The following is a 25,452-nucleotide window of genomic DNA, read 5'->3' on the forward strand; positions in this document are numbered from 1 at the left end:
GCAGAATGAAAAAGCCGACTCAGGAGGACATCACCGGCAAGCTGCTGGCCGGCCACTTCGGGCACCGCCTTGAGGTGGATCAAGCCGTCGACCCTATCGTCGATACGCCTATGCTGGTGACTCTGGAGCAGCTACGGCCGTATGAACACAACCCGCGTTTCCTTCGTAATCCCCTGTACGACGATCTGAAGGCCTCCATCCGCGAACGTGGTTTGGATCAGCCTCCCCCGATCACCCGTCGTCCCGGCGAGACGTCCTTCATCATTCGCAATGGCGGTAATACCCGCCTGGCGATTCTCGGCGAGCTGTGGCATGAGAGCCGTGACGAACGTTTTTTTCGCATTCACTGCCTGTTCAAACCCTGGAGCAATGAAATCACCGCCCTGATCGGCCATCTGGCCGAAAGTGATCTGCACGGTCAGCTCACCTTTATCGAACGGGCGCTGGCGGTCGCCAAACTCAAGGCCATGTTCGAACAAGATGGCGCCTCGCTGCCCCAACGCGAATTGGCCACCCGCCTAGCAGCAGGCGGTTATCCGATTTCACAGTCGCACCTCAGCCGGATGCTCGGCACTCTGGAACACCTGCTGCCGGCCATTCCACAAGTGCTCTATGCCGGTTTGGGAAAACCCCAGGTCGAGCGCCTGATGGGCCTCCGCAGCCAGGCCGAGCAGACCTGGAGCCGCTACCCGTCGACCGCCTATGCATTCAACGAGTTCTGGCTCGACACCTTGAGCAGTTTCGATGCCGAACCGGAGGGCTTTGATGTCGAGCGTGTTCAGGATGAACTCCTTGAGCGGATGAGCCAATTGCTCGGGCAGTCCTATCGCATGCTGGCGTTGGAACTGACCGACAGCCAACGCCCCCAGCCACTACCAGGCATCGTGGTCAGCCCGTCGCCCGAACTCGGCCGATCCTCGAACCAGCCCGCGTCAGCCCCACCCGCTCTCGAATCTCGCCCCTCCTCCCCTGACTCTCAGCTTCCCGATGACGAAACAACAGCGAAGTCATCTGCGCAGACGGACGCCCAGATAGCGCCGTCGCCCAATCCCCTTTCACGGGTACAGAACATCCGCGAGCTGATCGCTCGCGAGACCATGAACGAGCCGTTGTCAGACCTTGAACAACCTGCCGGTGCCCCCGCTCCGGTCCAGGCTGACGGGTTTCACTCGGTAGGTGATCTCTGGCACATCACACCCGCGCACGACACACCCGAACAGTTACGCACCGCCATCTTCAACCTGGCACGGGACCTGGCGAGGTACGCCGGACAGGCCGACAGCGTGGTCGAGCAGCTGGACGGGCTCGGCTATGCCCTGCGAATGGAACCGCTTGAGCGGAGTTCACCCCGGGCCACCGGCATTCAGCTGCTGCTGACCGCCCTGTTGCGAGCTCATGACGACGTCCAGTGGGAGGATCGTCAACAACTGCCAGCGGCTCTGTTTGGACAGTTGCTCATTGGTGTCTACGAGGTCCCGCTGAATGATCGCCCCGCCCTGAACGTGGGCTTGGAGCGGCTGGCTGACGAACAGTTGATCCAGCTCTTTCGTCTTATCCGCCTGGCCCGATGCCTGATCGATCAGACGCTTGAGCCTTCGCTCGCCCCTTCGGAGGAACTGTCATGAGCCTGTCCTTCAACCTGCTCAATCAGGCCATGCTGACTCAAGTGCTGCATGAGCTGCGTCAGGGCAACCTGCAGCGCTGCAAAGCGTTAGGCTTGGGCGAAGACGATCTCACCCTGTTGCAAGCCTTACCGCCCACCACCTTGTCGCGACTGGCCCATGCCAGCGTGTCCTGGGTCGAAATCCGCATTGATTCACCGGTGCTGCGGCGCCTGATTGAGCAAGCCGAGCGCGACGAACGGAACGAACGACTGATCAACCGGGCCCTCAAACTGGGTGCTAGCAGCACCATCATGTATCAGTGCTTCGGCTTAGCCCATTCGGAAACCGCCATGCGTCGCCGACTGCTGAAGATCGAAACCCGTAAGGGCCGTCCTCATCACCTCAGCGAAGCGCAAGAGCATGCGCTCTGGCGGCGCTGGTGCCAGTTGCGTGAGCAGGAAGGTGCCGAGGATCAACTCGACGCGATGATGATGCTGGCCGAAGAACAACAGATCAGTCTGGTGATGGTCTGGCAGCAAATCGCGCAACACAGCCCTCAGCCGTGAATGCTATGGCGACCTCTCGTTGGCGACGGGTGCTGCAACAGTGCGCCCGACAGTTAGAAGATCAGTGGCCTGCCCGTCCTCCGTCCCCCAAACCTTCCGTCTACGGCCTGCAGGCCGGCTTTCTGTACAGCGGCCAATCCCTCGATACTGTGCCACGTCGCCTGCTGCTGGACAGTCGCTTGACGCCGCTAGAGCGCAACGCCTGGCAGGTGTCTCGCTTGTTATTGGACGGTCGGGGCTTGGCCACCCCCCGCTACCAGGATTTGCAGCCTTATTTGTCAACCGTTCCCTATGGCCCAGTGGCTTCCCGCGAGACCATCGCCCGCGTGCTCACCGTGCTCCGGCTCACCCGCTGGCTCAGTTTGGTGGCGCGTGGACGCGATCCCACCACTGGGCGCCTGCAAGGTTCGCTGTATGTGCTGCACGACGAGCCGCTGACCCCTGCCGAAGCCATGGAACTGGATCCGGACTATTTAGAACTGGTCGGGCATTGCCTCGGGCACGCCGCCAAGAACGTCCGTATCGTTGCCCAGCACGTTCTGGAGGAAGTTCAGCGGGATACCGATATAGATCAGCACCGGCTGCCCACACGACTGGATGTCTTGGGTGAACGCTTGGCACAGCACGCATTGGATACATCCGTACCCGACGTCCCCCTGCACGAATCCGAACTGGGCAACGTCTCCGCCGTTCGGATTCGTGCGACCCCCAGTTCGGAGTCCGAACCAGGTCTGCAACCCAACATTCACGGCAGCGTTGGGAATCCGAACGCCGCCTGTACTGTATTAAAAGAAAGTATTAGTACTGTACTGCACGTGAGCTCCGCTATGGAAAAGCCGACCTTGCAGTGGCCCTCTGCGTTGCATCTGAGCCCAGACGAGCAACAGGCCGCGCTCATTGCGCTGAACAAACTGGAGCCCAGTGATCGCCAGGCGGTGTTGAACGAGGCGGGGGCCCGCTGCGCGGCCGGCGGCATCCGCAAACCCACCGCGTACCTGATGGGGCTGATCCAGCGTGCGCTACGCGGTGAATTCCATCCTTGGGCGGGTCAGTCAGCACCGTCACCCGTCGTCAGCTCAGGCCTGACTGCACCACCACCACCACCACCACCACCACCACCACCACCATCACCGCGATCCAGAAAACCGGGCGAGCCCCTATCACCCTTGGTGCAAGCCTGCCTGGATGAGTTGCGCCAGCTCCCCACGAAACACCTTGGCGGTTAGTAGATTTGATGCCACTGGCATCAAATCAAGCTCGCCGCGCGCCCCATTTCACTCGTGGAAAGCAACCGACTCAGCGACTCGTTAGGTCATCGGGCTGATCGTGGACGTTGGTGGATTTGATGCCAGTGGCATCAAGGCGGATTCCACCCTGGGGAACGGATCGTTTGGGAGACAGTTGCCCCGAACCGATCATGGACATCAGTGGATTTGATGCCACTGGCATCAAGACGGATGCCGCCCTGAGGCCCCAGATCCTTTGGAGGACAGTGGCCCCGTGCCGACCCTGGACCTCAATGGATTTGATGCCACAGGCATCACGCCCGTAAGCGATCAGCGGCATCCATCTACCTTCGGCAAACCGAACAGACCGCATTCAGCTTTTGGGCTGCCCTTGCACAGCATCCGACGCAATGCTTTCGCCCAAGCACCTGCGAGGACAATACCGTGGCCGACCACTACCAACTCAACCTGGGCTCATTGCGCAGCAGCATCACCCTGACCCTGCACACCCACCATGCCGCGCGTATCTGGCAAGGCCGGACGGCACGCGAAGGCGTTCACCCGATCATGGGCATGGCCGGCTATATCAGTGTCACCAACCTGATCAAACAGACGTCGGCTCACGACGATCCCTACGCCGACTGGGCCATGTTGCAACTCGAAGAAAAACTGCTGCAGGCCAAGGTCGGAATGCTGGAACTGACTCAGCAATTGGATCAAGTCAAACAGGACCTGCCGACCCAGATCGACATGAGTGACAACCTCAACATCCATCCGGTGACCTTACCGCTGTACATCGGCAGTCAGCTGGGTTTTCTGGCGGTCTACCTGTTGACTGACTACGACACCCTGGTGCGCCGCACCCTACTGGCCCATCACACCGCGCTGATCGGACGCGTCGACCTGGAAGCCTGGATCGACAACGGTGCCCATCTGCTGCGCAGCCTGTTCGGCCTGGCGCAACGCTTTCGGCATGCCGGCGTCACCCGGGATGACATGGCAGCGAACAACGCCCGAGCCCATGAGGCCATCGATAAGTTCGGCCTGCCGCCGCAGGACATTCTCGAAGGCCTGCGTCGCTCGCAGTTTGCTCCGCCGATCGTTCGCGGCAGTGCTGTACCCATGACTGACACTGAGACACGAATAGAGGACGCGGAAGATCCGCCAGCGAGCATGCCTGAGCCGGAGGGTGAAGCATGAATCCCATGACCCCGGCGCAATCGATGCCCCTCGACGTGCTGACACCGGATGCCTATCGACAGCTCGAACACGCAGCCTCCCTAAAAGGCCTTTTAAAACCTTTTAAGGGTAAGGGGGAGTTGGAACACCTGGCGCAGGTAGCGAGGGACATCGAGGCGCAGTTATGCCGGTTGATGGAGGCCTTCATGCAGCAGGCCGGACGTGCGCCTTACTCACTGCTGGATATGCGTCTGGTGCTGCAAAATACCAGCGCTGGCAGCACCTTTCTACGCTGGCGCACCCGTGACTTTGCCCGCATGGGCGTTGCGGTCTGGGAGCAGCAAATGGCCAACCCAGCCCTGCCACAGACCATGCGCGAAGGGCTGCACCGATTTGAATGCGAGCGCATTGCCCTGAACCTACAGATGAGCGTGGTGCATTCGCTCTTTCGCCAGGCCAGCACCTGCGCGATCAAAATGGCCAGCGCCGAGCAGTTGCTGCGCCAACTCACAACCGCAGTGGAGGTATCACGATGAGTACTTTTTTCGTCGGCGAAGGCAACATCGGCAGTGCGCCAGAATTCCAGGAGTTTACCTCGGGCAATGACGAACCACGCCGTTTGCTCCGGCTGAATGTGTATTTCGACAACCCCGTACCCCGCGATGGCAGCTATGAAGACCGCGGCGGGTACTGGGCACCGGTTGAACTCTGGCACCGCGAGGCCAAACACTGGAGCTCGCTGTACCAGAAAGGTATGCGCATTCTGGTCGAGGGCCGCACGATCAAGGACGAGTGGGAGGACAGCGAAGACAACGCGCGGGTGACCTTCAAGATCGAGGCCCGGCGCGTCGGCATTCTGCCGCACCGCGTGCAAAGTGTGGTCATGCGGGAACGTTCCAGTGAACAGGCAACGCCTGGAAAACACGTTGAGCAAAGCCCTGAGCCGGCCAATGGCCAGAGTACTTCACCCGCCGCAAAACCCAGGAAACGCAAGGCGTAATCGGTCAGTATTGATAGAGACCGGCATGCCATTTGCTCCTCTGCGCGACACCCCGCGACAGTGGTGCTTCGTCTCTCGTGAGCCTGACAATCACCCTCCGATGCCTGGCTTCCCGCCATGACTAATGCGGGAAGCCTGGGATTCAGGTTTCTCATAGCCCGCCCCAGCTGTTTCCCATGACGCTGCTCTGGACCCCATCTGGAGCAGTGTTATGCGTTTATTCCTCTGCGAAAAACCCTCTCAAGGTCGAGACATTGCCAAAGTGCTCGGTGCCAACCGGCGCGGTGATGGTTGCCTGATCAGCACCGACACCACCGTCACCTGGTGCATCGGCCACCTGCTCGAGGCTGCTTCGCCCGAAGCCTATGGCGCGCAGTACAAGAGCTGGTCGCTGGATCAGCTACCCATCATTCCCGCGCAATGGAAGGTTGTGGTCAAGCCCAAAACTGCCGCACAGTTCAACGTCATCAAGCGCCTGCTCAGCGAAGCCTCCTGCGTCGTCATCGCGACTGACGCCGACCGTGAGGGTGAGATGATTGCCCGCGAGTTACTGGAGCTCTGCCACTATCAAGGGCCCCTTCAGCGCCTCTGGTTGTCGGCGCTCAACGAGGCGTCGATTCGCAAGGCACTCGCCGCACTGAAGTCCGGCGAGGAGACCTTTTCGCTCTACCACGCAGCCCTCGCCCGCAGCCGCGCCGACTGGCTAATCGGCATGAACTTGAGTCGGCTGTTCACCCTCCTCGGCCGGCGCGCGGGTTACGACGGAGTGCTGTCGGTGGGACGGGTGCAAACTCCGACCCTACGCCTGGTGGTCGATCGGGATCGTGCGATTGCCAGTTTTGCCCCGGTGCCTTATTGGGACGTGGCCGTGCACCTGTCCTCGATGGAGCAGCGCTTCAGCTCGTCCTGGGTACCGCCCAGCTCAGAACGGGATGAAGCGGGTCGTTGCCTGCAGCAGGCACTTGCCCGTCAGGCGGTCCAAGCGATCACTGCCGGCAAGATCGCCACGGTGCTCTCGCTGCAGACCGAGCATTGCCGCGAAGCGCCACCCCTGCCCTTCGACCTGAGCACGCTGCAGGAAGTCTGCTCGCGCAAGCTGGGGCTCGGTGTTCAGGAAGTCCTGAATATTGCCCAGGCCCTGTATGAAACCCACAAAGCCACCACCTATCCGCGCAGTGATTGCCGCTTTTTGCCGGAGAGTATGTTTGACGAGGTACCTGCAGTCCTTGAGGCCCTGCTCACCACCGATCCAGCGTTGCAGGCCGCATTCGGAAGACTTGATCGCTCGTTGCGCTCACGGGCGTGGAACGATGCCAAGGTCACCGCGCATCACGGCATCATCCCCACCACCGAACCGGCCAACCTGGCGCGGATGTCCGAGCCAGAGCGCCAGGTCTACGAGCTGATCCGCAGCCATTACCTGGCGCAATTTCTCCCGCATCATGAGTTTGATCGCACCCAGGTCGAACTGGAGTGCGGTGACCAGCGGTTAAGAGCCGTTGGTAAACAGATCCTGGTCCACGGCTGGAAAAGCTTGCTCGACGACAGCGCCGAAGATGATGAGCCCCGTCAGAAGACCCAGGTATTACCCGCCGTACAACAGGGCACCCAGTGCCCCGTGAGCGACGTCGAACTCAAGGCCCTGCGCACCACCGCCCCCAAACCCCTCACCGAGGGCGAGCTGATCAAGGCCATGAAAAACGTGGCCAAGTTGGTCAACGATCCCCGCCTGAAACAGAAACTGCGCGACACCACGGGCATCGGCACCGAAGCCACGCGCGCCAGTATCATCAAGGGTTTGATCGACCGTGGTTATTTGCTAAAAAACAAACGCGCCCTCATGGCCTCAGCAGCGGCCCACACCCTGATCGAGGCCGTACCGGCAGCAGTCGCCGATCCGGGGATGACCGCGATCTGGGAGCAGGCCCTGGACGAAATCGAAGCGGGACGCCTGACCCTCGAGGCGTTCGTTGCCAAGCAGGCGAGCTGGATTGCGCAACTGATCGAACACTGTGGGACGCTCACCTTGGCGGTGTCTGTCGAAGCCGGTCCGGCATGCCCGGTTTGCAATGAGGCGATGCATCAGCGTAAGGGGAAATCGGGACTGTTCTGGTCGTGTTGCCAGTACCCCGCATGCAAGGGGACTTTACCCCTCAAAAAAGACAAGAATCGCCAATGATGCGCCATCAAGGTATCAGGATTGTTCTTGGGGAAAGGGTGGAACGATTGACCGTACCGCTCGGCGGTACCTCGGTGTTAGCCTCAGACTTGACGCTGTCGCGCCGTCTCTGCTGTAGTAACTCCGGTGCATCGCCAATGGCGACCCAAGACCGATTAGCTCCGGGCAGCTCGGTCGGACTCTCAGAGTTCGGGGCCTTCTTCTCAGTGGAATAATGTTCCCACTTCATGCTCGACCTGATCGTGGTGGCGGATGACCACTGTTGCCGCTGCCAGGCAATAGCGGTCATCCGCTTCAGCGATCGTATTCAGCCCCGGAGCCCACCGGGGAAACACTGGGCACCCTTTGTGCGCGGATGCGTGCCAGCAGGTTCCGACCCAGGCCACGACAAGGGTTGGTTGGCGAATCGTGACGCAGTGAAACCAAGCTTTGCGAGGAGCTGTTGACTGCGCAAGACCGTCAAAGGTGGCTTTTCTGTTCCGCGCCTGGCGCCCTGCCAGGCCCCCTCTTCACTTTTTTCATTCCAGTGATTACCGCGGTATTCCAGGTGTCAAAAATCGGCTTGCAGCGTCTTGACGCGCTACATTGCCAGGTTTATAGAAAGGGTATGGTTCGCTGTCGTTGACAGCCCAGCCCAGGTAGCCGAAACCTTCAAGGCTACGCCACGTTCGTGGTGGTTGACCCAAGTGCGATCAGCGTTCGGAAGCTCACACGGTTACCGCTTCAGCGGTGATGAATGCCCACTCCCCCAAGTCCTCGGACTTTTCCCGCGGACGCTCTTCTGCCGTACCGCTATTCCCAGATGCAGTGTCCTGCTCTTCATCGGCTTGCCGGTGGCGGGTCGTTCATTGCTGACTTTTAGTTAACCCACCCTGACGGGGGCTCACGTTCCCGCCCAGGGAGTGTGCGTCGCCGTTTTTCCTTGAAACAGGAGAACCATCATGGCCCACACCAACCAACCCCAAGAAGCCACCACCTACTTCAACCTGCACACCGTCGGTATTGGCTACCTCAACCGTGTTCGTGAAGTACAAGTCCGCCGCGGCCAGCCGTTCATGGCCTGCGATATCGCCGCCCTACACGGTGCCACCGATGCGGTGGAATACACCCGCTTCGATTGCAAGGTCGCTGGCGGCGAAGCTGAACGCTTGATTCGTCTCTATATGGACGCCGTCAACGCCGAGAAAAAGGTGTTGCTGTCGTTTCGTATCGGTGATCTGTGGATCGATCCATTTCTCTACGAGAAAGGTGAGAGACAGGGCCAGCCGGGCGCGAGTCTGAAAGGTCGTTTGCTCTTCATCGACTGGATCAAGGTCAACGGCACACTCGAGTACAAAGCATCCGTCCGGCAGGAAGCCACAGTCCCTGCTGAGCACGCGCCCAATCATGAGTCTTCTCCAACGTCGGCCGATGCTGAAGCTGAAGTCAGCGAAATCCCAACCGAGGCTCAGCTCGAACCTGAAACCCAACCCACTCCACACACCGCTGGCCGTGACGCTACCCACACCGTTCAGTCCGTCTGAACAGTGCACGATGTTCCTCACCCAGGCGCTCCGTCGAGCGCCTGTTCTTCACTCAGCACAGGAGCACCGCCATGGAATCCTTCTGGCTTTGCGACGACTGCCTGTTCGCTGCTGCTTACGAGGACTACAGCGCGTTATCGCTCTACTACACGACGGATGAAGTCGAAAAACGCCTCGCCGTTATCCAACGGGGACTGATGCACTTGATGCCCCTCAGTGCCGACTTCGATGCCGAGGCCGGCTGGGGGATCAACAGCTTTTCCTCGCTGCCTTGTGATGGTTGTGGTTCGCCCCGGTCGGGTCAACGGCACCGATACACTCGGTTGTAAACGACGCGACATCGGCTAACGCCCGCGACTTCATACCCACCTGGGGAGACCACTCCCCTGGAGTGCCTCCCCTGATTATCCCATCGGAGGCACTATCATGGGCACACAACTCATGCTGATTGAACACACGGATTTCGAGGCCGATCGTATTGCCCAGGAAAAACCGGGTGGTCGACGAAGCCCTGCATATTCTGGATCGTCGACTGTTCTCCCGCGGTCCCGACCTGGCCTCACCTAACGCCGTGGCGGCCTATCTCAAACTGCATCTTGCGCAACAAGAGCACGAAGTTTTCGGGGTGATTTTTCTCGATGCCAAGCACCGGGTGCTGGCGTTCGAAATCCTGTTTTACGGCAGCATTGACGGCGCCAGCGTTTACCCGCGACAGGTTGTTAAGCGATCCATGGCGCATAACGCGGCAGCTGCCATTTTGGTTCATTTTGTGGCGCGCCACAAAATGACACTTATGTGCCCCGTTTTCTTATGTGCCCGAAGGCGGTGACACCGGCGTAGATCAAGGATTTCTGCCCAGTCGTAGGAGACATAACGGGCGAGCCGCCAAGACGGCGAATCCCCGCCCGATCGGTAGATAGATGGTTGTTGTGAGGCTGGACGATCAAGCGAAGCGAAAGCAGATCGCCCAGCCCGGCAGCGGGTAGCGACTACAAGGACGACAGCCAGGCCAGCATTGCGGCATCGTCCTGCCACGTGGGTTTTCGCGAGCGTTCCAGGCTTGCAGCGACGGGCTCGCACAGCTCCAGAGCATCGGTCTTCATGCGGATGGTGATCTCGGCATACCGGTTGGTCGTCTCCAGCCTGACGTGCCCCAGCCAGCCCCGAATGACATTCACCTCGACGCCAGCTTCGAGCAGATGAACCGCGGTGGTATGCCGAAACACATGCGGCGTGACCCGGACCTGCGAAAAGGGCTTGGCCGAGGCCTCCCAGGCCTGCGCAAGGTGGCGGATGCGCTTGTAGATACCGAAGCGGGTCATCGGCGCTCCGCCCGTCCCAACGAACACCGGCTCGGTTGGCCCCAAGGAGGCGGCGCGTTCGTCCAGCATGGCTTGCAAGGCCTTCGCCGTCTGGCTCCACAAGGGGCAGGTCCGCCACTTCAAGCCTTTGCCCAGCAATCGAACCTGGGCGGGCGACTGCAAATCGAGCTGGCCGACCGTCAACTGGGCTACTTCGGAGACCCGTGCCCCCGTGTTGTACAGCAGCATCAAGAGCGCGCGATCGCGTATCGAAAGCCTGTCCTGAGCGGGGATGCTGGCGAACAAGGCTTCGACTTCATCGCGTGCCAGGAACTTCATCTCCGGCAGCGGGCAGCGCTTCATCGGAATGGCCGCGACCTTTGCGCAGGACGGTAGCCTCTCGGGGACTGTGCGGCCGATGTACTCGTAGAGCGCGTGCAGCGCCGCCAGGCGCTGGTTGCGCGTGCTGATGGCGTTGCCACGTTCGACCTCCATGTTGCGCAGGAAAGCTAGCACCGCGTGGTAGTCCAGATGTTCCAGCTCCAGTTCACTTACGCCCCGGTGATGCGCTCCGGCGACGAAGACCAGAAACAGGCGCAGGCTCTCGCGGTAACTGCGGATAGTGCTGGGCTGCAAGCCCTTGTGCCGGGGAAGGTAGTCTAGGATGTAGCCATGGATGACCGATGAAAAACTCTGGAGTTTCATGGCTCCACCTCTTCGGCAAGCAACGGTGCAAAGGCCTCGAAGCGCTGGTTGGCAGCACTGAGCAGGTCACTGGTGATAGTCAGGTACACGGCCGTGCTGGCTGGGTTGAGGTGTCCGAGGAAGGTCGACAGGTGATGCAGGCGATCGGCAGGCGCAATCCCCTGGCGATACCACCTCAGCAGCGTTCGGACTGCAAACGAATGACGCAGTCCGTGGACATGCGGTCCGAAGACGCCGGCCGGGACATCCAGAGCCAATTGCGGCAGGAGGTCATCGCGGAACGTATTGCGGATGCTGTTCGTGCTGATGGGATCTCGTCCATTCCAGGAGAACAGGAAGCAGGCACCCGCGCAGGCATAACCTCGCGCCTCGCGTAGGGCCAAATAGCCGCGCAGCCTGGCGGCCAGTTTGGGGCCGAATGGCACCAGCCTGTCCTTGCCAAACTTGGTGTTTCGGATCTCCAGGACTTCGCGCTCCGGGTCCACGTCGCCCCATTGCAGGCGGGCTACCTCGCTAACCCGAAGGCCGAGGCCGGCCAGCAAGGCGAAGATCATCTCGTAGGTGGCGCCCCGCAGCGGCGCGCGTGAGTTGTCCTGCAATGCCTTGGCATGGACCAGCAGTTGTCGGATGGCCTCGGGCGGGAACAGGAAAGGCAGCCGCCGGGCCGTCTGCGGCTGCGCCTTGGCTTGTACAGGGGACGCCGCGAGCAACTGCTGACTGACGATCCAGTCGAACAGCCGTCGCACATTGCCCAGCAAGTTGTTGTAGCTGCGTGGGTTGGTGCGATGACGGGAGACCAGGAAGACCTGCAGGCATCCGGCATCGATCGCCTCAATGCTGTCGATGTCTTGCTCATCCAGGAACCGGTCGAGCAGACGCAGTTGGCGGTCTTCGTTGGCGAACTTGCATCCCATGGCCCGCTTGGCGCGCAAGTACTGTTCGATGTGAGATGCGAGGGGGCTGTGAAAACCATTCCAGTGGGCGGTCATAACACGTCCTCCGCGGTTGCGATGACCAGTTCGCGCAGCTTGTGCAGCGCCACCTTGCCGTAGACCAGTGTGGAGGCCGGGTTGCGGTGGCCGACGTAGTCGCCGATGACCTTGAACGGGACGTCGGCCTCGACGAGATGCTGCACACAGGCGTGGCGCAGGGTGTGTGATCCCGCTCGGGACACCTGGATGTTGGCGGCTCGTAGTCGGATGCCGACCATCGATGAAACCGTGGTGTGCTGCATGGGCGCGTAGGGCGATCTGGCCGTGAGAAAGGCTTGGCGATGTACCACGTCGGTGCGTCGAACCTGCAGATACTCAATGACCGCTTCGCCGGCTGTCGCCGAGAGTGGATAGCGGGTCGAGTGCCCGCCTTTGCGCATGGGAATGCTGACCTGGGCGTGCTTCCAGTCAAAGTCGTCCAGGCAGAGGGCCGCGATCTCCCTGGCACGCAGCCCATAGCTGGCCAGCAGCACCAGAATGGCATAGTCGCGCTTGCCCAGGTCCGAGCGCCGATCGATGCTGGCAAGCAGTCGCTTGACATCCTCCCAGCGAATGGCGCGAGGAATGGAGGCCTGCCTGTAGCTGCGCCCGCGCGGCACACTGCGCACGAGATCCGTGACCACGATGCCCTCTCGGTGCAGATAGCGGAGAAAGACACGCAAGGCCCCTGCGCTGTTGAGCATGCCGGATTTGTGTAGGGTTTTTGCGCGCTCGCTGAGGAAATCGGTGATGCAAGCAGGCGTCAGTCCGGCCAAGGCGATACCGGCTTGCGCTAGGTACGACTCGAATGGACGCAGCGTGTAGATGTAGTTGTGCAGCGTAGTACGGAGCAACCCCTTCTCCTCCACCAGAAAGGTGAAGAAGCCCGGGACGGAGATGGAAAACGGCATGGCGGGCTTATTGCTCGGTCGCGTGTAGCCGGACAAGGCCACGCACAACATCCGCTCCACGGGAATACGGCTTTGCGCGACAACTGCCGCCCTGTCCTGGGCGTTCTTGCACCAGCCGCCATGTTCGGCCTTCCATCGTTCGACGAAAGGATCGACATGATCGGGAAGTTCCTGCAACTGCGTAGCGCCTCTTGCGATGGCGAAATTGTTGAAGTGCGCGAGCGCCCGGACATGCTGCCGAACCGTGTCATTGGACGTGTGCTGCTCATCGAGCGACTGGACGTAACGCTCGATCTGCGGGCCCAGCCACAGGGCCTTGATGCGGTCAATCGCCTTGAACGACCGAAAGTGATGTTCCAACATGACAACCACCTCTCTAGAAAAGCGAAGGAGATGTCATGCTGCGCTTGGCTTGCGGTTATGTGCCCTGATGCTGGGCCGAAACCCTTGATCTACGCCGGTGTGGCTACCTTCGGGCACATAAGAAAACGGGGCACATAAGGTTCATAACCACCCCTCAGGTTGTACGGAACCCAGCCAGGCAGATCGCCTCCTGACCGCACGCCTGAAGGAAACCCTGGCCTTGGTCGAGGTACGTGTACTGGACCACTTCATCGTGGGCGAAGGCCGTTCCCTCTCCCTGGCCGAATATGGCTGGCTTTAACCCTCACAGGCGCCTTCGGGCGCCTTGTTCATTTCACCCTGGAGAAGCCTCATGAACCCCATACACCAAGCCCCAACCCTGCTGGCAGGCCAAAATCCTTTTGCTCGCGGCTACGACAATCTGTGCATTGAACGGCTGTTGCTGATCACCTATGAAAACGACTGTCCGCCCTGCGTTCGCCCTGTCCATCACTCGCAAGCCCATCTGCCTGACGATGAGCTGCAACTGTTTCCCTGCCTGTTCAATGACGATTTCGCCCTGATTAGCGAAGGCCAATCCATCCCAGATGCATTGGAAGAACACTGCCAGTCCACCGGACTGGTGCGCCAAGTGCTCTACGCCGTGACCAACGAAACGCTCAACGAACGACATCACATCGGTGACCTGTACTCCCTGGAAGCAGCCCAAGCAGTGATTCATCGTCTGAGCTTCGAAACAGGACACTACAGTCGAGCCTGGGAAATCAGTACCGCACATTTGCCCGAAGAGGCGATGCGTTTTCTGGAAAGGTGGATAGATAACTCCGCGCCCAAGTTGACCGGCCTCTTGTTCGAACTGTTCACCTTGCCGGATTGCAACGGTATCGGTTGCAAGCTGATCGGCACGCCATGGACGGACAAAAACTTGTTGAACATTGAGGGCAAACTTTATTCCGCCCTCAAACAAGAGCAACGCGATGCCGGCACGCCGGAAGCCTTGATCAAAGTGCTGCACCTCGCGGCGTTGGCCGATGTGCGATTACTAATCTTCGATCCCGACGCCGCTGTCTTGGCCGGACTCGCCGTTTTTGATGAGTAACGACATAAAGTGGCTGTATTAAAACGACCCGCTCTGAGTCGGCTTTCTCACTGAATCGTCCCGCTCCTCATGTCAGGTTCTGCACTGAATCTGACATGAGGATCTTTCCATGGGCCGTTTCTTCACGCCTGTCTGCCTGCTGGGCCTGCTGAGCGCCTGCACCGCGCAAGCACCCAACACATCACCACCCCCGCCACTGATCGACAGTGGTGCCAATCGGGCCCAGGCCATGATCGGCGTAGCCTCAGAACGTCATCAGACAGCGCTTCGTTACGGCCGCTATACGCTGGTCAGCACCACGCCGACCACGGAGCAGCAGGATCTTCTCGCGCAAATCATCGAGGTAACCATCCCCTCCAACCTGAGCCCCTCGGTACAGGACGCCCTGCTCCACGTGCTACAGCGTTCGGGTTATTCGCTCTGCCCGGCCAATCCATCGGTTCAAGTGCTCTTTACTCGGCCGCTGCCGGCAGCCCATTACCGGCTTGGCCCAATCACCTTGCGGAATGCGTTGCAAGTGCTAGTCGGTCCAGCCTGGCCACTCACGGTCGACGAAGTCAGTCGCTCGGTCTGCCTCACCCAACAAAAAACCGATGTCGCCACCCCGCCGCCTGTACTGTCCAGCTCACCGGAGGCGCGCCCATGAAAGCCTCGACCTTTCAAACCCTCATCGTTGGGGGGCTTTGCCTAGCGATCGCCGGCCTGAGCGCTGGGTTATATAACCAATGCCAGCGTCTGAACGAACTGCAAAGCACGAGCACCCAACGCCAGCAGACCCTGGACATCCTGCAACGCGATGTAAGTGCACTGCAGGACGCTCAAGAAAAGCTGCAGTACGCGGTGAACGACTTGAAGCTGGCAGTCGATACCGGTGAGCAGACAGCCAATACCCTCGACCCCCTGTTGGATCAGTGGGCGCAAGAGCTCCAGGAACTGCGCAAGGGTTTAGCCGCCCGCGCCACCGAAACTGACATGACGGCGTTGCGCGCACGCCTTGAACAGGTCGAAAAGCAGTTTCTGCAGTTCAAGACTCCGCCGTCAGCCCCTCCATTGGCACCTTCGGCGGCCAAACGGAAAAACACCGCTCGCCCCCAGCCTGTCCCACTCTCGCCACCGTTCTCGGTGCTGGCTGTCGAGTCCCGTGCGGGCGAGCGTTTTCTGGCTACCGCACCGCATGGCAGTCGCTCTCTCGCGGATATCCGGCTGTTGCATAGCGGCGAGCAAATGGGCGCCTGGCGTTTGAAAGTACTGGAGCCAAGATCCGCCATCTTCGCGGTAAAGGATCAACCGGATCAGACCGTGCCACTGCCATGAGGAGCGATCATGAACAGAACGCTGCTGCCCGCCATCGTCCTCGTTTCGCTGCTTGCCACTGGCGCTGCGGTCGGCGATACCGTCACGACCCAGTCATTGATTCAGGATACGCCGTCGACTCCCTTGGAGCGCTCCCGCACCGCGCAAGCGGCAAACTGGGGACTGACCGAACAGGAGTGGTCGCGCTTCGAGTACATCCAAGCCGGGCCGCGCGGTTTCTGGAGCCCGAACCTCGATCCGTTGACCGCACTCGGGATCGAAGCCGAGACCGACCAGGCACGCCAGCGTTATGCCGAATTACAAGTCACCCTGGAGGCCAAACGGGCCGAGCGCGAACTGGCCTACCAAAACGCTTACAACGCCGCCTGGGCCAAGCTGTTTCCCGGGCTGCTGCCCATCCAGGGCATGGCTTCGTCGCCCCCGACCAGCTCACCGGTCGCCCCCCGCCCAGCCTTGTTTGTGGAAGACCAATGCCCAGCGTGTACCGCCGAAGCGCAGCGCCTGCAAAGCGGTGACGTGGCATTCGATCTCTACTTGGTGGGCAGCCAAGGTGAGGATGAGCGCGTGCGCACCTGGGCTCGACAAGCCGGCATTGACCCGGCCCGGGTTCAACGCCGGCAGATCACCCTGAACCATGACCGGGGTCACTGGTTCAGCCTGGGCGCGCCTGGGTCATTGCCTGCCACGTTTCAACAGGTGAATGGACAATGGCAACGCCTCGACTGAATGGCCTGGTTCTCATGGCGATAACGCTGGTGGCCCAGGCTACTGAGCTCCCGCCACCCGCCTATCAGTTGGCGGCACAGGGCGCCGACATCCCTTCGACGGTGCTGTTTGCCATTGCCTTGCAGGAGAGTGGCATCCGCGTCCGTGATCGACTGCTGCCCTGGCCCTGGACCCTGAATATTGCCGGGGCCCCTTACCGATTCGCCACTCGCCAAGCGGCGTGCCAGGCCTTGCTCCAGGCGCTCGCCCAGCATGACGCCAAACGGATTGATGTCGGGCTCGGGCAAACCAATTGGGGTTACCAGGGACAACGCTTTTCCAGCCCCTGCGAAGCCCTCGACCCCTACCGCAATCTCGCCGTGACCGCCACGCTGCTAAGTGAGCATCACGCCGTCACCGGTGATTGGGGGTTGGCTGCGGGGCGCTATCACCGTCCTGCGGGCGGTGCACCGGCTGCGCGCTACCGCGCGGGGTTTTCCCGGCAACTCGAACGACTGCTGATTTCCTTCGACGAGGTCACACCACCATGAAGCGCATACCCCTCATCTGTTATTGCATCCTGCTTTGGGTACCTTTCGCCCAAGCGAATTTGACCGTGGTCGGCGATTCGCCTGACGACGTCACCCTGCCCTATTTTCGAGCGAAGGGGTTGCCGATAAATAATAGGGTTCAACCTGATCGGACCACTCATGCAGATTTATCCACGTTTACCGATGAGACCTGGCTACTGCCAATCAGCAGTTCCCGATTGAGCCCCGGCCCGATCACGTCACGAACCTTAAACATGCCAGGCCTACAGCCCTTCTTCCTGGTGGGTGGCGACCCTCTGTCGCTGACCTGGTTGCGTCAACACGCGGCTGGATTGCGCGAAATGGGCGCCGCCGGCCTGGCCGTCGAAGTCGCCGATACTGAAGCCTTGCTCCGAATCCGAGCGGCGGCGCCGGGCCTCACCATCCTCCCGGTCAATGGTAACGAGATCGCCATCCGCTTGCAGATCGAGCACTACCCCGTCTTGATCAACGCCACGGCACTGGAACAGTGAGTCCCGACCATGGCCGAGCATGCAATGGAGTCCAAGCTTCGGCCAGCGGTGGAGCTGTACACGGTAGCAATCTGCATCGCCGCCGCGATGCTGTGTCTGTATTCACCCTGGGCCGTAGCCCTATCACCCGAAATCGGCCTGGTCGCGGCGCTGGCCTATACCTTGTTCGGCTTCATCCGCTTGCGCCAAGCCTGGGACGTGCTGCGCTATCGGCGCAATATCCGGCGCCTACCCCGCTACGAACTGACCAGTCGGCTGATTCCCGTCAGCCGCCAGCGCTTGTTCATGGGCCGCGGCTTTCGCTGGACTCGCTTACATACCCAGCGTCTGGTCGAGGCCCAGGAACCGGCCGTGGCCCGTTATGTCGATCCGCCGACCCGCTACCGCCTGGCCCGCGGGCTTGAGCGACATCTGGAGCATGCGCCGTTTCCGCTCTCGATATTGGCGCGGATCACCGCGTGGGACAGCGCCTTCAATCCGTTGCGGCCGTTGTCCCCCGTAGGTGGTTCGCCGCTGCTGCATGGGGTCGAGCCCGACGAAATGGAAGTTAGCTTGCCGCTGGGCGAACGGGTCGGACATACCTTGGTGCTGGGCACGACTCGCGTCGGTAAAACACGCCTGGCCGAGGTGTACATCACCCAAGACATCCACCGCGTCGAACCTGAGGTGGTGATTGTCTTCGATCCCAAAGGCGATGCCGACCTGCTTAAACGCATGTACGTCGAAGCCAAACGGGCCGGTCGGGAAAAGGAGTTTTATGTTTTTCATTTAGGCTGGCCGGAGATTTCGGCCCGCTACAACGCGGTAGGACGGTTCGGACGGATCTCAGAGGTGGCCTCGCGCATCGCTGGGCAACTCAGCAGCGAAGGTAACTCCGCCGCTTTTCGCGAGTTCGCCTGGCGTTTCGTCAACATCATCGCCCGTGCCCTGATCGAGCTGGGCCGGCGCCCGGACTACCTGCAGATCCAACGGCATGTGGTCAACATCGACGCGCTGTTTATCGAATACGCCCAGCAGTTTTTCGCCAAGACCGACCCACAGGCGTGGGAAGTCATCGTCCAGCTCGAAGGCAAGCTCAACGATAAGAATATTCCGCGGCATATGGTCGGCCGCGAAAAACGCGTGGTGGCCATCGAGCAATACCTGGCGGCGAAACGGGTCTTCGATCCGGTGCTGGATGGACTGCGCTCGGCGGTGCGCTACGACCGCACCTACTTTGACAAGATCGTTGCCTCGCTGCTGCCGCTGTTGGAAAAACTCACCACCGGCAAGACCGCACAGTTGCTCGCCCCCAATTACACCGATCTGGATGACCCACGGCCAATCTTCGACTGGATGCAGATCATCCGCAAACGCGGTATCGTCTATGTCGGTTTGGATGCGCTGACCGACGCGGAAGTGGCCGCCGCCGTGGGCAACTCCATGTTCGCCGATCTGGTCTCGGTCGCTGGGCACATTTACAAGCATGGCATCGACCATGGCTTGCCTGCCGCGGCCAGCAGCGCCGACAAGCTACCGATCAACCTGCACGCCGATGAGTTCAACGAGTTGATGGGCGATGAATTTATTCCGCTGATCAACAAGGGCGGCGGCGCGGGCATCCAGGTGACGGCATACACCCAAACCCTCAGCGATATCGAGGCGCGCATCGGCAACCGGGCCAAAGCCGGCCAGGTCATCGGTAACTTCAACACCCTGCAGATGCTTCGGGTGCGCGAAACCGCCACCGCTGAGCTGCTCACCCAACAGTTGCCCAAGATCAACGTGCTGACGAAAACCCTGGTCTCGGGGGCCACCGACACCTCCGACCCGGAGGCCAACACGGACTTCACCTCGTCCTCCCAAGACCGGGTCAGCAGCACCAGCGTGCCGCTGATCGAGCCGGCTCACATCGTCAGCTTGCCCAAGGGGCAAATGTTCTCCTTCCAGGTGGGTGGTCAGCTCTGGAAAGTCCGCATGCCACTGCCCAAACCTTCGCCGGACGATGCCATGCCCAAGGATCTGCAGGAGCTGACTCAGCGGATGCGCGCCAGCTACAACGAGCAAGCGGGACACTGGTGGAGTGCGAGCGGTGGCGGACCGACGCTCGACTTTGATCCGGATCGAGTCACGCCACCCCGCACCTCTGTAGCGGTGGATTCGCCTGCTCCCACTCAAACAGCGCCGTGATGACGTCGGCCCGGCAGTGCGCATCGAGGAGTAGCGGATAGTGACGTCAGTGCAGCGCCCACCACCGCAACCGATCCAACGCCCTGGCCTGCTCGTCTCGGCGATTGGCTTGGTTTTGCGCATCATCGGTTTGCTGATCGCCTCGTTACTGTTTTCGATTCTGATCGAGTTCGCCGGTCTGCTGCTGTTCTGGGGCGATCAGGGCTGGCGACACAGTCAGGCGATGCTGAGCAGCGAACTGGGCTGGCTCAGTGAGCACTTCACATCGTCACTGATCCTCCAACAGCCTGGGCAGACGATTGTCCAGTGGCTGGACTTCCTCAACCAATGGTTGTTGGTCAAGACCGGTTTTACGGAATTCGCCCAGCAGGCGCGGGTGTCGAGCCAGGACAACGGTTTGTGGGGTGGGATCAATCAGATTTACGTGAGCATTGAGGATTTTGCCCTGGCCGCGGTATATGTCACTTTCACCTTTGTGGTGCGCCTGACCATTCTGGCCTTGGCGACTCCCCTGTTTCTGCTGGCCATGTTCACCGGCTTTATCGACGGCCTGATGCGCCGCGACCTGCGAAAATTCGGTGCGGGCCGAGAAAGCAGCTTTGTCTATCACCGTGCCAAGCGAGCGGTAACCCCACTACTGCTTGTGCCCTGGATCATTTACCTGTCCCTGCCCTTTTCGCTCAATCCCATGGCCGTTTTTTTGCCTTGCGCTGTGATGCTCGGGGTGGCCATGGCAATCACGGCGGCGACATTCAAAAAATATCTCTGAGTGCGACACGAATGCTATCTGCTGAAGCGTTCAGGAGCGGAGCTAATGAGATGCCCAAGCTCCCGGGCGTGAGTAGCCATCAGTCCCGCGTTAGTGGACACCCCTCACAGGTCGCAGGGGCCTTGCTCCCTGATAATACTCAACATCCATGACGGGATGACGTGGGGAAAGTTTCAAGAGTTTGGCTTCGAGAGGAGTTTGATCATGGCATTGGTTAGTAGACGAGATGGGCGCAATTTGGTTATGGCCGACAACTGAGTTATGCCGGACCGCAAGCATTAAGCGATCTTTTTGGCGGGGGTTCGTGACGGGCAGCTATCGGCCCAGAGTGTGTAAAAACGCTCATAACCTCATCGTCTTGGGTCATCGACGTTTGTTGGCTGAGCGATCGCACGGTCAATGCTCCGAGTCGCATCGGTCGCGACCTGGAACACGTAACGCTGTTTTTACAGCCTCTGGGATGGGCCAAAACCAGCCTTTTTAATGCCGACAGCGCCTTCATTAAACCGTTAGCACCAATGATTTTCATGACCCGTTTCATGTTATAGGCGAGCACATTCAAACTCATCTCCGCACTCACCCCGGCCAGCTTTCGGGTCAGGAAGTGCGTCGCACCCATCCATTGTTTGAGCGTCCCGAAGGGATGCTCAACAGTCCGTTTTCGGATTCGCATCATCTCTGGTGCTTTGCTCAGCCGAAGCTGCATCTCCTCCAATACGGCTTCATGCTCCCAGCGTCGAACTCGTCGTTCCGTGCTCGGTGTGCACTGCGATTTCAACGCGCAGCCCTGGCATTTCGAACTCCAGTAACGGTGCAACTTCAGGCCTTTTTCAACGTAGGAGTAGTGCCAGATCAGCGCCTCTCCAGCCGGGCAAATGTATTGGTTTTTTGCCGCGTCATAGATGAAGGCATCGTTATTGAAACGCCCGTCAGCCTTGGCTCCAGAGGTCATCGGCTTGGGCACATAGGCTGTGATGCCTGCATCGTGACAAGCCAGGATTTGTTCGCTTTTGAAGTAACCTCGGTCAGCCACTACCGACAACGTATCTGACGCCATCGCCTCGCGGGCCTGCTTGGCCATCGAGCTGAGTTGATCTCGGTCGGAACCGACGTTAGTCACCTCGTGCGCAACGATCAAATGGTGCTGAGTATCGACCGCTGTCTGCACGTTGTAGCCGACGATTCCCGTGCCGCGCGTCATCATGGAGCGGCTGTCTGGATCGGTCAGTGAGACCTGTTTATCCGGCGATTCATTGAGCTGGATTTCGATCGCCTGAAGCTCTTTCATTTGAGTTTTGAGCTTGGCGATTTTCTCTTCCAGCCGCACGACACTGGGCTCGGAAGCTGTTGGTTCTTGCCGATCGGCAGCATCGAGTGCCGTCAGGTAACGGTTGATACTCGATTCAATTTCTTCCATTCGCCGCTTCAGTTTGGCGCTGGTGAAATTGCGGTCGCGGTTGTTGACTGCTTTGAATTTACTGCCGTCGATGGCAACCAGATGTTCTCCGAACAGTCCCAACTGCTGACACAGCACCACGAATTGGCGACAGACGCCTCGGATGGCCTTGCTATTGTCTTTTCGGAAGTTGGCGATGGTCTTGAAGTCCGGCATCAAGCGGCCGGTTAGCCACATCAATTCGACGTTACGCTGGGCTTCTCGCTCCAGGCGCCGGCTCGACTGAATGCGGTTGAGATAGCCGTAGATGTAGATCTTCAGGAGGATCGCGGGGTGGTAAGCAGGCCGGCCAGTATCGGCTGGAATGGCACCTTCAAAACCCAGATTGACCAGGTCTAGTTCGTCGACGAAGACGTCGACTACGCGCACCGGATTGGTATCGCTGACGTAGTCGTCGAGGCTCTCGGGAAGTAAGGTGCCTTGGCCTCGATGTTCACCTTGAATAAAGCGCTTCATGGGCGATCCCTGCGATGAAATCCTCAGAAATCATAGCAAGTGTTCGCAAAGGCGTTTTTACACACTCTGGGCCACGAGCAGCCATTCTCGGCAGTCTGATATCGACCCATGCTGTGTGAAAAACGTTTAGCGCAAATTTGATTGTCGGAACCGCGATGAAAATCGCGCTTTTACGAACTGAACAACCAAACGCTGGCAGATTTTACGTAGCAACGCAGACTTCAAAATGGCGCATGCGTCAGGCAATCGAAACAAATCTGAGAATCATCTGGCCGGCCTTCCCACCTCACAGAGGTGGCGCAAAATTCAAGGTGCGAACTTAGACTTTTGCTGTGAGGGGGCCGTGATGAAATTTTGTGGCAGAGACCTGCATTCGAACAACAGTGTTGTGGTGGTTGCCGACCGGCTACATTCATCCGCCACAGGAATGACCGCCTCTATGTGTGACGACAGTTGTATCGCGGTCGGTGCCAGCACCTATGAGTGAATGCTCATCTTGAAAATGCAATTGCAAATTTGTATCATTCGTTTTCAATTCAGCGAAGCAGGGAACGCAGCGCCAAAACAATAATAGGTCAAGGCAATGCTCAAAATGCTTCTCGTATACGGTCATCTGCTCGCTACGTGTATTGCCCTGGGGAGGGTGTTGCAGGCGGATCACAAGCTTTGGAGTTGGCGCAAGGAAATACTGGACCAGGCGAGGCTTGAGTACCTTGATGAAACTCAGAGGATCGTCAGCCTCGCACTGCTGGCCCTTTGGGCAAGCGGACTGTTGCTGGTGCTTCAGGGTTATCTCAATGAAGGCGACGCGTATCTGCTCAATCAGAAACTCTGGGCCAAGGTGACTGTCGTCGCGCTGCTTAGCCTGAACGGTGCATTATTGCATCGAGTCGGCTTCCCGCTGCTGCAAAAGGCTCCATTCGTCGCACTGCGCAGTGCAGGCCGCACGCGGCTCGCCTTGTTGGGTGCGCTTTCCATGAGCGGTTGGCTATTCACCGCTTTCCTGGGGGTGGCTCGAGCCTGGAATCACGTGTTGCCTTATCTACATGTGATGGGCGCATTCGCCGCATTCTCGTTACTGGCTTGTTGCGTGGCACTTGCAGTCGCCGGTAGGGCGGGCAGTGTGGCTGCGCAAAAATCCTCGGTGCCGGGGTAGCTATCAATAACGTGCAGCCGGTAGTCTGGAGTTTGTCGAGCCATGGTGGTCATTGTCCGCTGCTGCCACCGCCAGCGCTTGAACCAGCTCCCGTCCCGGCGCCGCTGCCACTCGAACCGCCCTTCTGGCCGAGACTGTGTAAAAACATCAGTTGGCCTCTACCCAAACTATTTGAAGGTTGCCGAAGCCGTAAGGCTTGGCTTTCTGAAGGGGGGGCGGTTTATTAAACCACTGCACATCGCCCCTCGGGGGACACACTCGCTGAAGGTATGCGAGCACCGCACCCGCGCTGATCAAGAACGATTTCACGAAGGCTAAAACTGTCGGAAACAATAGCGGCTGTACGAGGTAGGAACTGCAACCTGGGCAAAAACCGATGCTAGAGGTTTCGTTGGCTTATACGAACTCGGCTGAATTGTGGCATCTGAGTGACTGCTTTTTGTTGACGCCGACGCCGAATTGACCCACGTGCTGAAGCAAAGACTGACCTATCTCCAAATCTGCACAAATCCAGCAAAGGCAATGGTTCGCGAGGAACAGACTGGGGCAGTGACATCTCGGCAACTGGGTCAATTCGGCGTCGGCGCCAACAAGTGGTGTCTCCCAAGGGCCCCAGCCACTTTCCACCAAAGGCCGAAGGGCCACATAGCTGTAAGTAAACATCTCAAGCGTTTCCCCCAGAAAAAGCGATCCACCGTAACTCGCTTTTCTTACTGAACAACTCCTACCGTTAGCTCGATTCTGTGCCCATACCCACATGGGGCAGGATCATGCCGACTACCGCCTTTCGCTGCTGGTTACTGCTATCACTGGCCATCGTCCATGGCAGCAGCTATGCCGCACCGGCCCATGAGCAGACTCAGTTCAGTCTGATCCTGCAGCAACTCGACACTGTCGAACGCCTTGCGACACGAGCCGAGGCCGCCAGCACGTCTGAACCCGACGAGCGTTATCGCTTCGACTATCCCCGCCTGACCCAGGACATCCAGCGCATCCGCCAAGGGGTGCAAGGTTACCTGTCCCCTTCCCGCGCCCAACCGCGCGATCCCGCTGAACTGGTCGGCGACTACCGCCTCGACACGCCGCCCGTGGAGCCCTCGCCATGAGCATGACTGACGCTCAGACATCCGCGTTCCAAAACGCCTCCGGTTTCTCAGCGCAGAGCAGTTCGTCGCTGTGGATCTCCCTGACGCTCGTCCTGGCGTTGCTCTGGTGCACCTGGGTGATGTGGACGGCGTACCGGGGGTGGGCGGCTGGCAGCGTGCGCTTCGGCGCGTTTGGCGGCAGTGCCGCCCGCGTCCTGCTGGTGTTGCTGATCCTGATGTTCTTTACCCTGTCCTAATCCAGGAGATCGCCGTCATGCTCAAGTGCTTTGCCGTCCTGAAAAACAACCTGCGTGACCGGGCCAACCAACGCCTGATCGGTTTGTTACTGGTACTCAGCCCAAGCCTGGCCTTTGCCGAACTACCGACCATGGAAGCCCCCTCCCGCGGTGAAGGCACCGGTTTGATCGAGACGATCAAAAACTACGCCTATGACGGCGGCATCCTGCTCGGCCTGCTAATCGCCCTGCTCGCCTTCTTGGGCGTGGCCTGGCATTCGCTGACCGTGTATGCCGACGTGCAGAACCAGCGCAAGACTTGGAAGGACCTCGGCGCGGTGGTCGGCATCGGTGCCCTGCTGGTGGTGATCATCATCTGGTTCCTGACCAAGGCGGCGGCGATTCTGTGAGGTCGA

The 25,452-nt window shown here is 59.6% G+C and carries 24 protein-coding genes and 4 pseudogenes; 24 read left to right on the plus strand and 4 right to left on the minus strand.

Annotated features, from left to right (window positions below):
• Positions 1 to 5: 5 nt before the first annotated feature.
• From ACWHXD_RS19325 to ACWHXD_RS19370, 10 genes and pseudogenes are all read left to right on the plus strand, one after another.
• Positions 6 to 1,625 (plus strand): ParB family protein, encoded by a 1,620-nt coding sequence (locus tag ACWHXD_RS19325; RefSeq protein ID WP_499084452.1) that lies wholly within the window; start codon positions 6 to 8, stop codon positions 1,623 to 1,625.
• Positions 1,622 to 2,170, plus strand: coding sequence for a DUF2857 domain-containing protein (locus ACWHXD_RS19330; RefSeq protein ID WP_499084454.1), 549 nt, complete (start codon positions 1,622 to 1,624; stop codon positions 2,168 to 2,170). The genes ACWHXD_RS19325 and ACWHXD_RS19330 overlap by 4 nt, the downstream gene beginning before the upstream one ends.
• Positions 2,167 to 3,396, plus strand: coding sequence for an STY4528 family pathogenicity island replication protein (locus tag ACWHXD_RS19335; RefSeq protein ID WP_499084455.1), 1,230 nt, complete (start codon positions 2,167 to 2,169; stop codon positions 3,394 to 3,396). The genes ACWHXD_RS19330 and ACWHXD_RS19335 overlap by 4 nt, the downstream gene beginning before the upstream one ends.
• Before the next feature lie 444 nt (positions 3,397 to 3,840).
• A complete protein-coding gene (locus tag ACWHXD_RS19340) occupies positions 3,841 to 4,596 on the plus strand; it encodes a PFL_4669 family integrating conjugative element protein (protein WP_499084458.1) in 756 nt (251 codons plus the stop codon).
• On the plus strand, positions 4,593 to 5,111 hold the full coding sequence (locus ACWHXD_RS19345; protein ID WP_499084460.1) for a DUF3158 family protein: 519 nt from the start codon (positions 4,593 to 4,595) through the stop codon (positions 5,109 to 5,111). The genes ACWHXD_RS19340 and ACWHXD_RS19345 overlap by 4 nt, the downstream gene beginning before the upstream one ends.
• Entirely contained in the window at positions 5,108 to 5,575 is a 468-nt protein-coding gene (locus ACWHXD_RS19350) for a single-stranded DNA-binding protein (protein WP_499084462.1), read from the plus strand. Before ACWHXD_RS19345 ends, ACWHXD_RS19350 begins: the two co-directional genes overlap by 4 nt.
• 211 nt (positions 5,576 to 5,786) lie before the next feature.
• Positions 5,787 to 7,754: a DNA topoisomerase III gene (locus ACWHXD_RS19355; protein WP_499084463.1), complete on the plus strand. Its 1,968-nt coding sequence runs from the start codon at positions 5,787 to 5,789 to the stop codon at positions 7,752 to 7,754.
• Positions 7,755 to 8,695: 941 nt separating this feature from the next.
• Positions 8,696 to 9,277 (plus strand): STY4534 family ICE replication protein, encoded by a 582-nt coding sequence (locus tag ACWHXD_RS19360; RefSeq protein ID WP_499084465.1) that lies wholly within the window; start codon positions 8,696 to 8,698, stop codon positions 9,275 to 9,277.
• Positions 9,278 to 9,348: 71 nt separating this feature from the next.
• Positions 9,349 to 9,606 (plus strand): hypothetical protein, encoded by a 258-nt coding sequence (locus tag ACWHXD_RS19365; RefSeq protein WP_499084466.1) that lies wholly within the window; start codon positions 9,349 to 9,351, stop codon positions 9,604 to 9,606.
• 212 nt (positions 9,607 to 9,818) lie between these two features.
• Positions 9,819 to 10,043 (plus strand): annotated as a pseudogene (locus ACWHXD_RS19370) (JAB domain-containing protein); the annotation flags it as partial.
• A gap of 223 nt (positions 10,044 to 10,266) precedes the next feature.
• On the opposite strand, the gene ACWHXD_RS19375 reads toward ACWHXD_RS19370, so the two are convergent.
• From ACWHXD_RS19375 to ACWHXD_RS19385, 3 genes are read right to left on the minus strand one after another with little or no spacing between them, the layout of a single operon-like run.
• Positions 10,267 to 11,283: a tyrosine-type recombinase/integrase gene (locus ACWHXD_RS19375; RefSeq protein ID WP_499084468.1), complete on the minus strand. Its 1,017-nt coding sequence runs from the start codon at positions 11,281 to 11,283 to the stop codon at positions 10,267 to 10,269.
• Positions 11,280 to 12,272, minus strand: coding sequence for a tyrosine-type recombinase/integrase (locus tag ACWHXD_RS19380; protein ID WP_499084469.1), 993 nt, complete (start codon positions 12,270 to 12,272; stop codon positions 11,280 to 11,282). Before ACWHXD_RS19380 ends, ACWHXD_RS19375 begins: the two co-directional genes overlap by 4 nt.
• Positions 12,269 to 13,528: a tyrosine-type recombinase/integrase gene (locus ACWHXD_RS19385; RefSeq protein ID WP_499084471.1), complete on the minus strand. Its 1,260-nt coding sequence runs from the start codon at positions 13,526 to 13,528 to the stop codon at positions 12,269 to 12,271. The genes ACWHXD_RS19380 and ACWHXD_RS19385 overlap by 4 nt, the downstream gene beginning before the upstream one ends.
• 142 nt (positions 13,529 to 13,670) lie before the next feature.
• On the opposite strand from ACWHXD_RS19385, the pseudogene ACWHXD_RS19390 reads away from it, so the two are divergent.
• The 10 genes and pseudogenes from ACWHXD_RS19390 to ACWHXD_RS19435 form a co-directional block, all read left to right on the plus strand.
• Positions 13,671 to 13,829: pseudogene (locus tag ACWHXD_RS19390) on the plus strand (JAB domain-containing protein); the annotation flags it as partial.
• 51 nt (positions 13,830 to 13,880) lie between these two features.
• A complete protein-coding gene (locus tag ACWHXD_RS19395; protein ID WP_499084473.1) occupies positions 13,881 to 14,627 on the plus strand; it encodes a DUF5983 family protein in 747 nt (248 codons plus the stop codon).
• Positions 14,628 to 14,736: 109 nt separating this feature from the next.
• A complete protein-coding gene (pilL2, locus tag ACWHXD_RS19400) occupies positions 14,737 to 15,273 on the plus strand; it encodes a PFGI-1 class ICE element type IV pilus protein PilL2 (RefSeq protein WP_499084474.1) in 537 nt (178 codons plus the stop codon).
• On the plus strand, positions 15,270 to 15,941 hold the full coding sequence (locus ACWHXD_RS19405) for a chemotaxis protein (RefSeq protein ID WP_499084477.1): 672 nt from the start codon (positions 15,270 to 15,272) through the stop codon (positions 15,939 to 15,941). The genes pilL2 and ACWHXD_RS19405 overlap by 4 nt, the downstream gene beginning before the upstream one ends.
• A 9-nt stretch (positions 15,942 to 15,950) precedes the next feature.
• Entirely contained in the window at positions 15,951 to 16,667 is a 717-nt protein-coding gene (locus tag ACWHXD_RS19410; protein ID WP_499084478.1) for a TIGR03759 family integrating conjugative element protein, read from the plus strand.
• Positions 16,649 to 17,197, plus strand: coding sequence for a lysozyme family protein (locus ACWHXD_RS19415; protein ID WP_499084480.1), 549 nt, complete (start codon positions 16,649 to 16,651; stop codon positions 17,195 to 17,197). The genes ACWHXD_RS19410 and ACWHXD_RS19415 overlap by 19 nt, the downstream gene beginning before the upstream one ends.
• Positions 17,194 to 17,709, plus strand: coding sequence for an integrating conjugative element protein (locus ACWHXD_RS19420; RefSeq protein WP_499084481.1), 516 nt, complete (start codon positions 17,194 to 17,196; stop codon positions 17,707 to 17,709). The genes ACWHXD_RS19415 and ACWHXD_RS19420 overlap by 4 nt, the downstream gene beginning before the upstream one ends.
• A gap of 9 nt (positions 17,710 to 17,718) precedes the next feature.
• Complete coding sequence (traD, locus tag ACWHXD_RS19425; RefSeq protein ID WP_499084482.1) at positions 17,719 to 19,878, plus strand: type IV conjugative transfer system coupling protein TraD; 2,160 nt, start codon at positions 17,719 to 17,721, stop codon at positions 19,876 to 19,878.
• Positions 19,879 to 19,915: 37 nt separating this feature from the next.
• On the plus strand, positions 19,916 to 20,647 hold the full coding sequence (locus tag ACWHXD_RS19430; protein ID WP_499085067.1) for a TIGR03747 family integrating conjugative element membrane protein: 732 nt from the start codon (positions 19,916 to 19,918) through the stop codon (positions 20,645 to 20,647).
• A gap of 204 nt (positions 20,648 to 20,851) precedes the next feature.
• Positions 20,852 to 20,949, plus strand: a pseudogene (locus ACWHXD_RS19435) (integrase domain-containing protein); the annotation flags it as partial.
• Between the two features lie 182 nt (positions 20,950 to 21,131).
• Here the strand turns inward: ACWHXD_RS19435 and ACWHXD_RS19440 are convergent.
• Positions 21,132 to 22,559: pseudogene (locus tag ACWHXD_RS19440) on the minus strand (IS1182 family transposase); the annotation flags it as partial.
• A 583-nt stretch (positions 22,560 to 23,142) separates the two neighbouring features.
• On the opposite strand from ACWHXD_RS19440, the gene ACWHXD_RS19445 reads away from it, so the two are divergent.
• From ACWHXD_RS19445 to ACWHXD_RS19460, 4 genes are all read left to right on the plus strand, one after another.
• The gene (locus ACWHXD_RS19445) at positions 23,143 to 23,715 is read left to right on the plus strand and encodes a hypothetical protein (protein ID WP_499084483.1); all 573 of its coding nucleotides are present in this window, start codon (positions 23,143 to 23,145) and stop codon (positions 23,713 to 23,715) included.
• A gap of 770 nt (positions 23,716 to 24,485) precedes the next feature.
• Positions 24,486 to 24,821, plus strand: a complete 336-nt coding sequence (locus ACWHXD_RS19450; protein WP_499084485.1) for an integrative conjugative element protein, RAQPRD family — start codon at positions 24,486 to 24,488, stop codon at positions 24,819 to 24,821.
• A complete protein-coding gene (locus ACWHXD_RS19455; RefSeq protein WP_499084487.1) occupies positions 24,818 to 25,057 on the plus strand; it encodes a TIGR03758 family integrating conjugative element protein in 240 nt (79 codons plus the stop codon). The genes ACWHXD_RS19450 and ACWHXD_RS19455 overlap by 4 nt, the downstream gene beginning before the upstream one ends.
• A gap of 17 nt (positions 25,058 to 25,074) precedes the next feature.
• Positions 25,075 to 25,446, plus strand: coding sequence for a TIGR03745 family integrating conjugative element membrane protein (locus tag ACWHXD_RS19460; protein ID WP_499084489.1), 372 nt, complete (start codon positions 25,075 to 25,077; stop codon positions 25,444 to 25,446).
• Positions 25,447 to 25,452: the final 6 nt, after the last annotated feature.

The sequence above is a fragment of the Pseudomonas fjordensis genome (assembly GCF_976987115.1).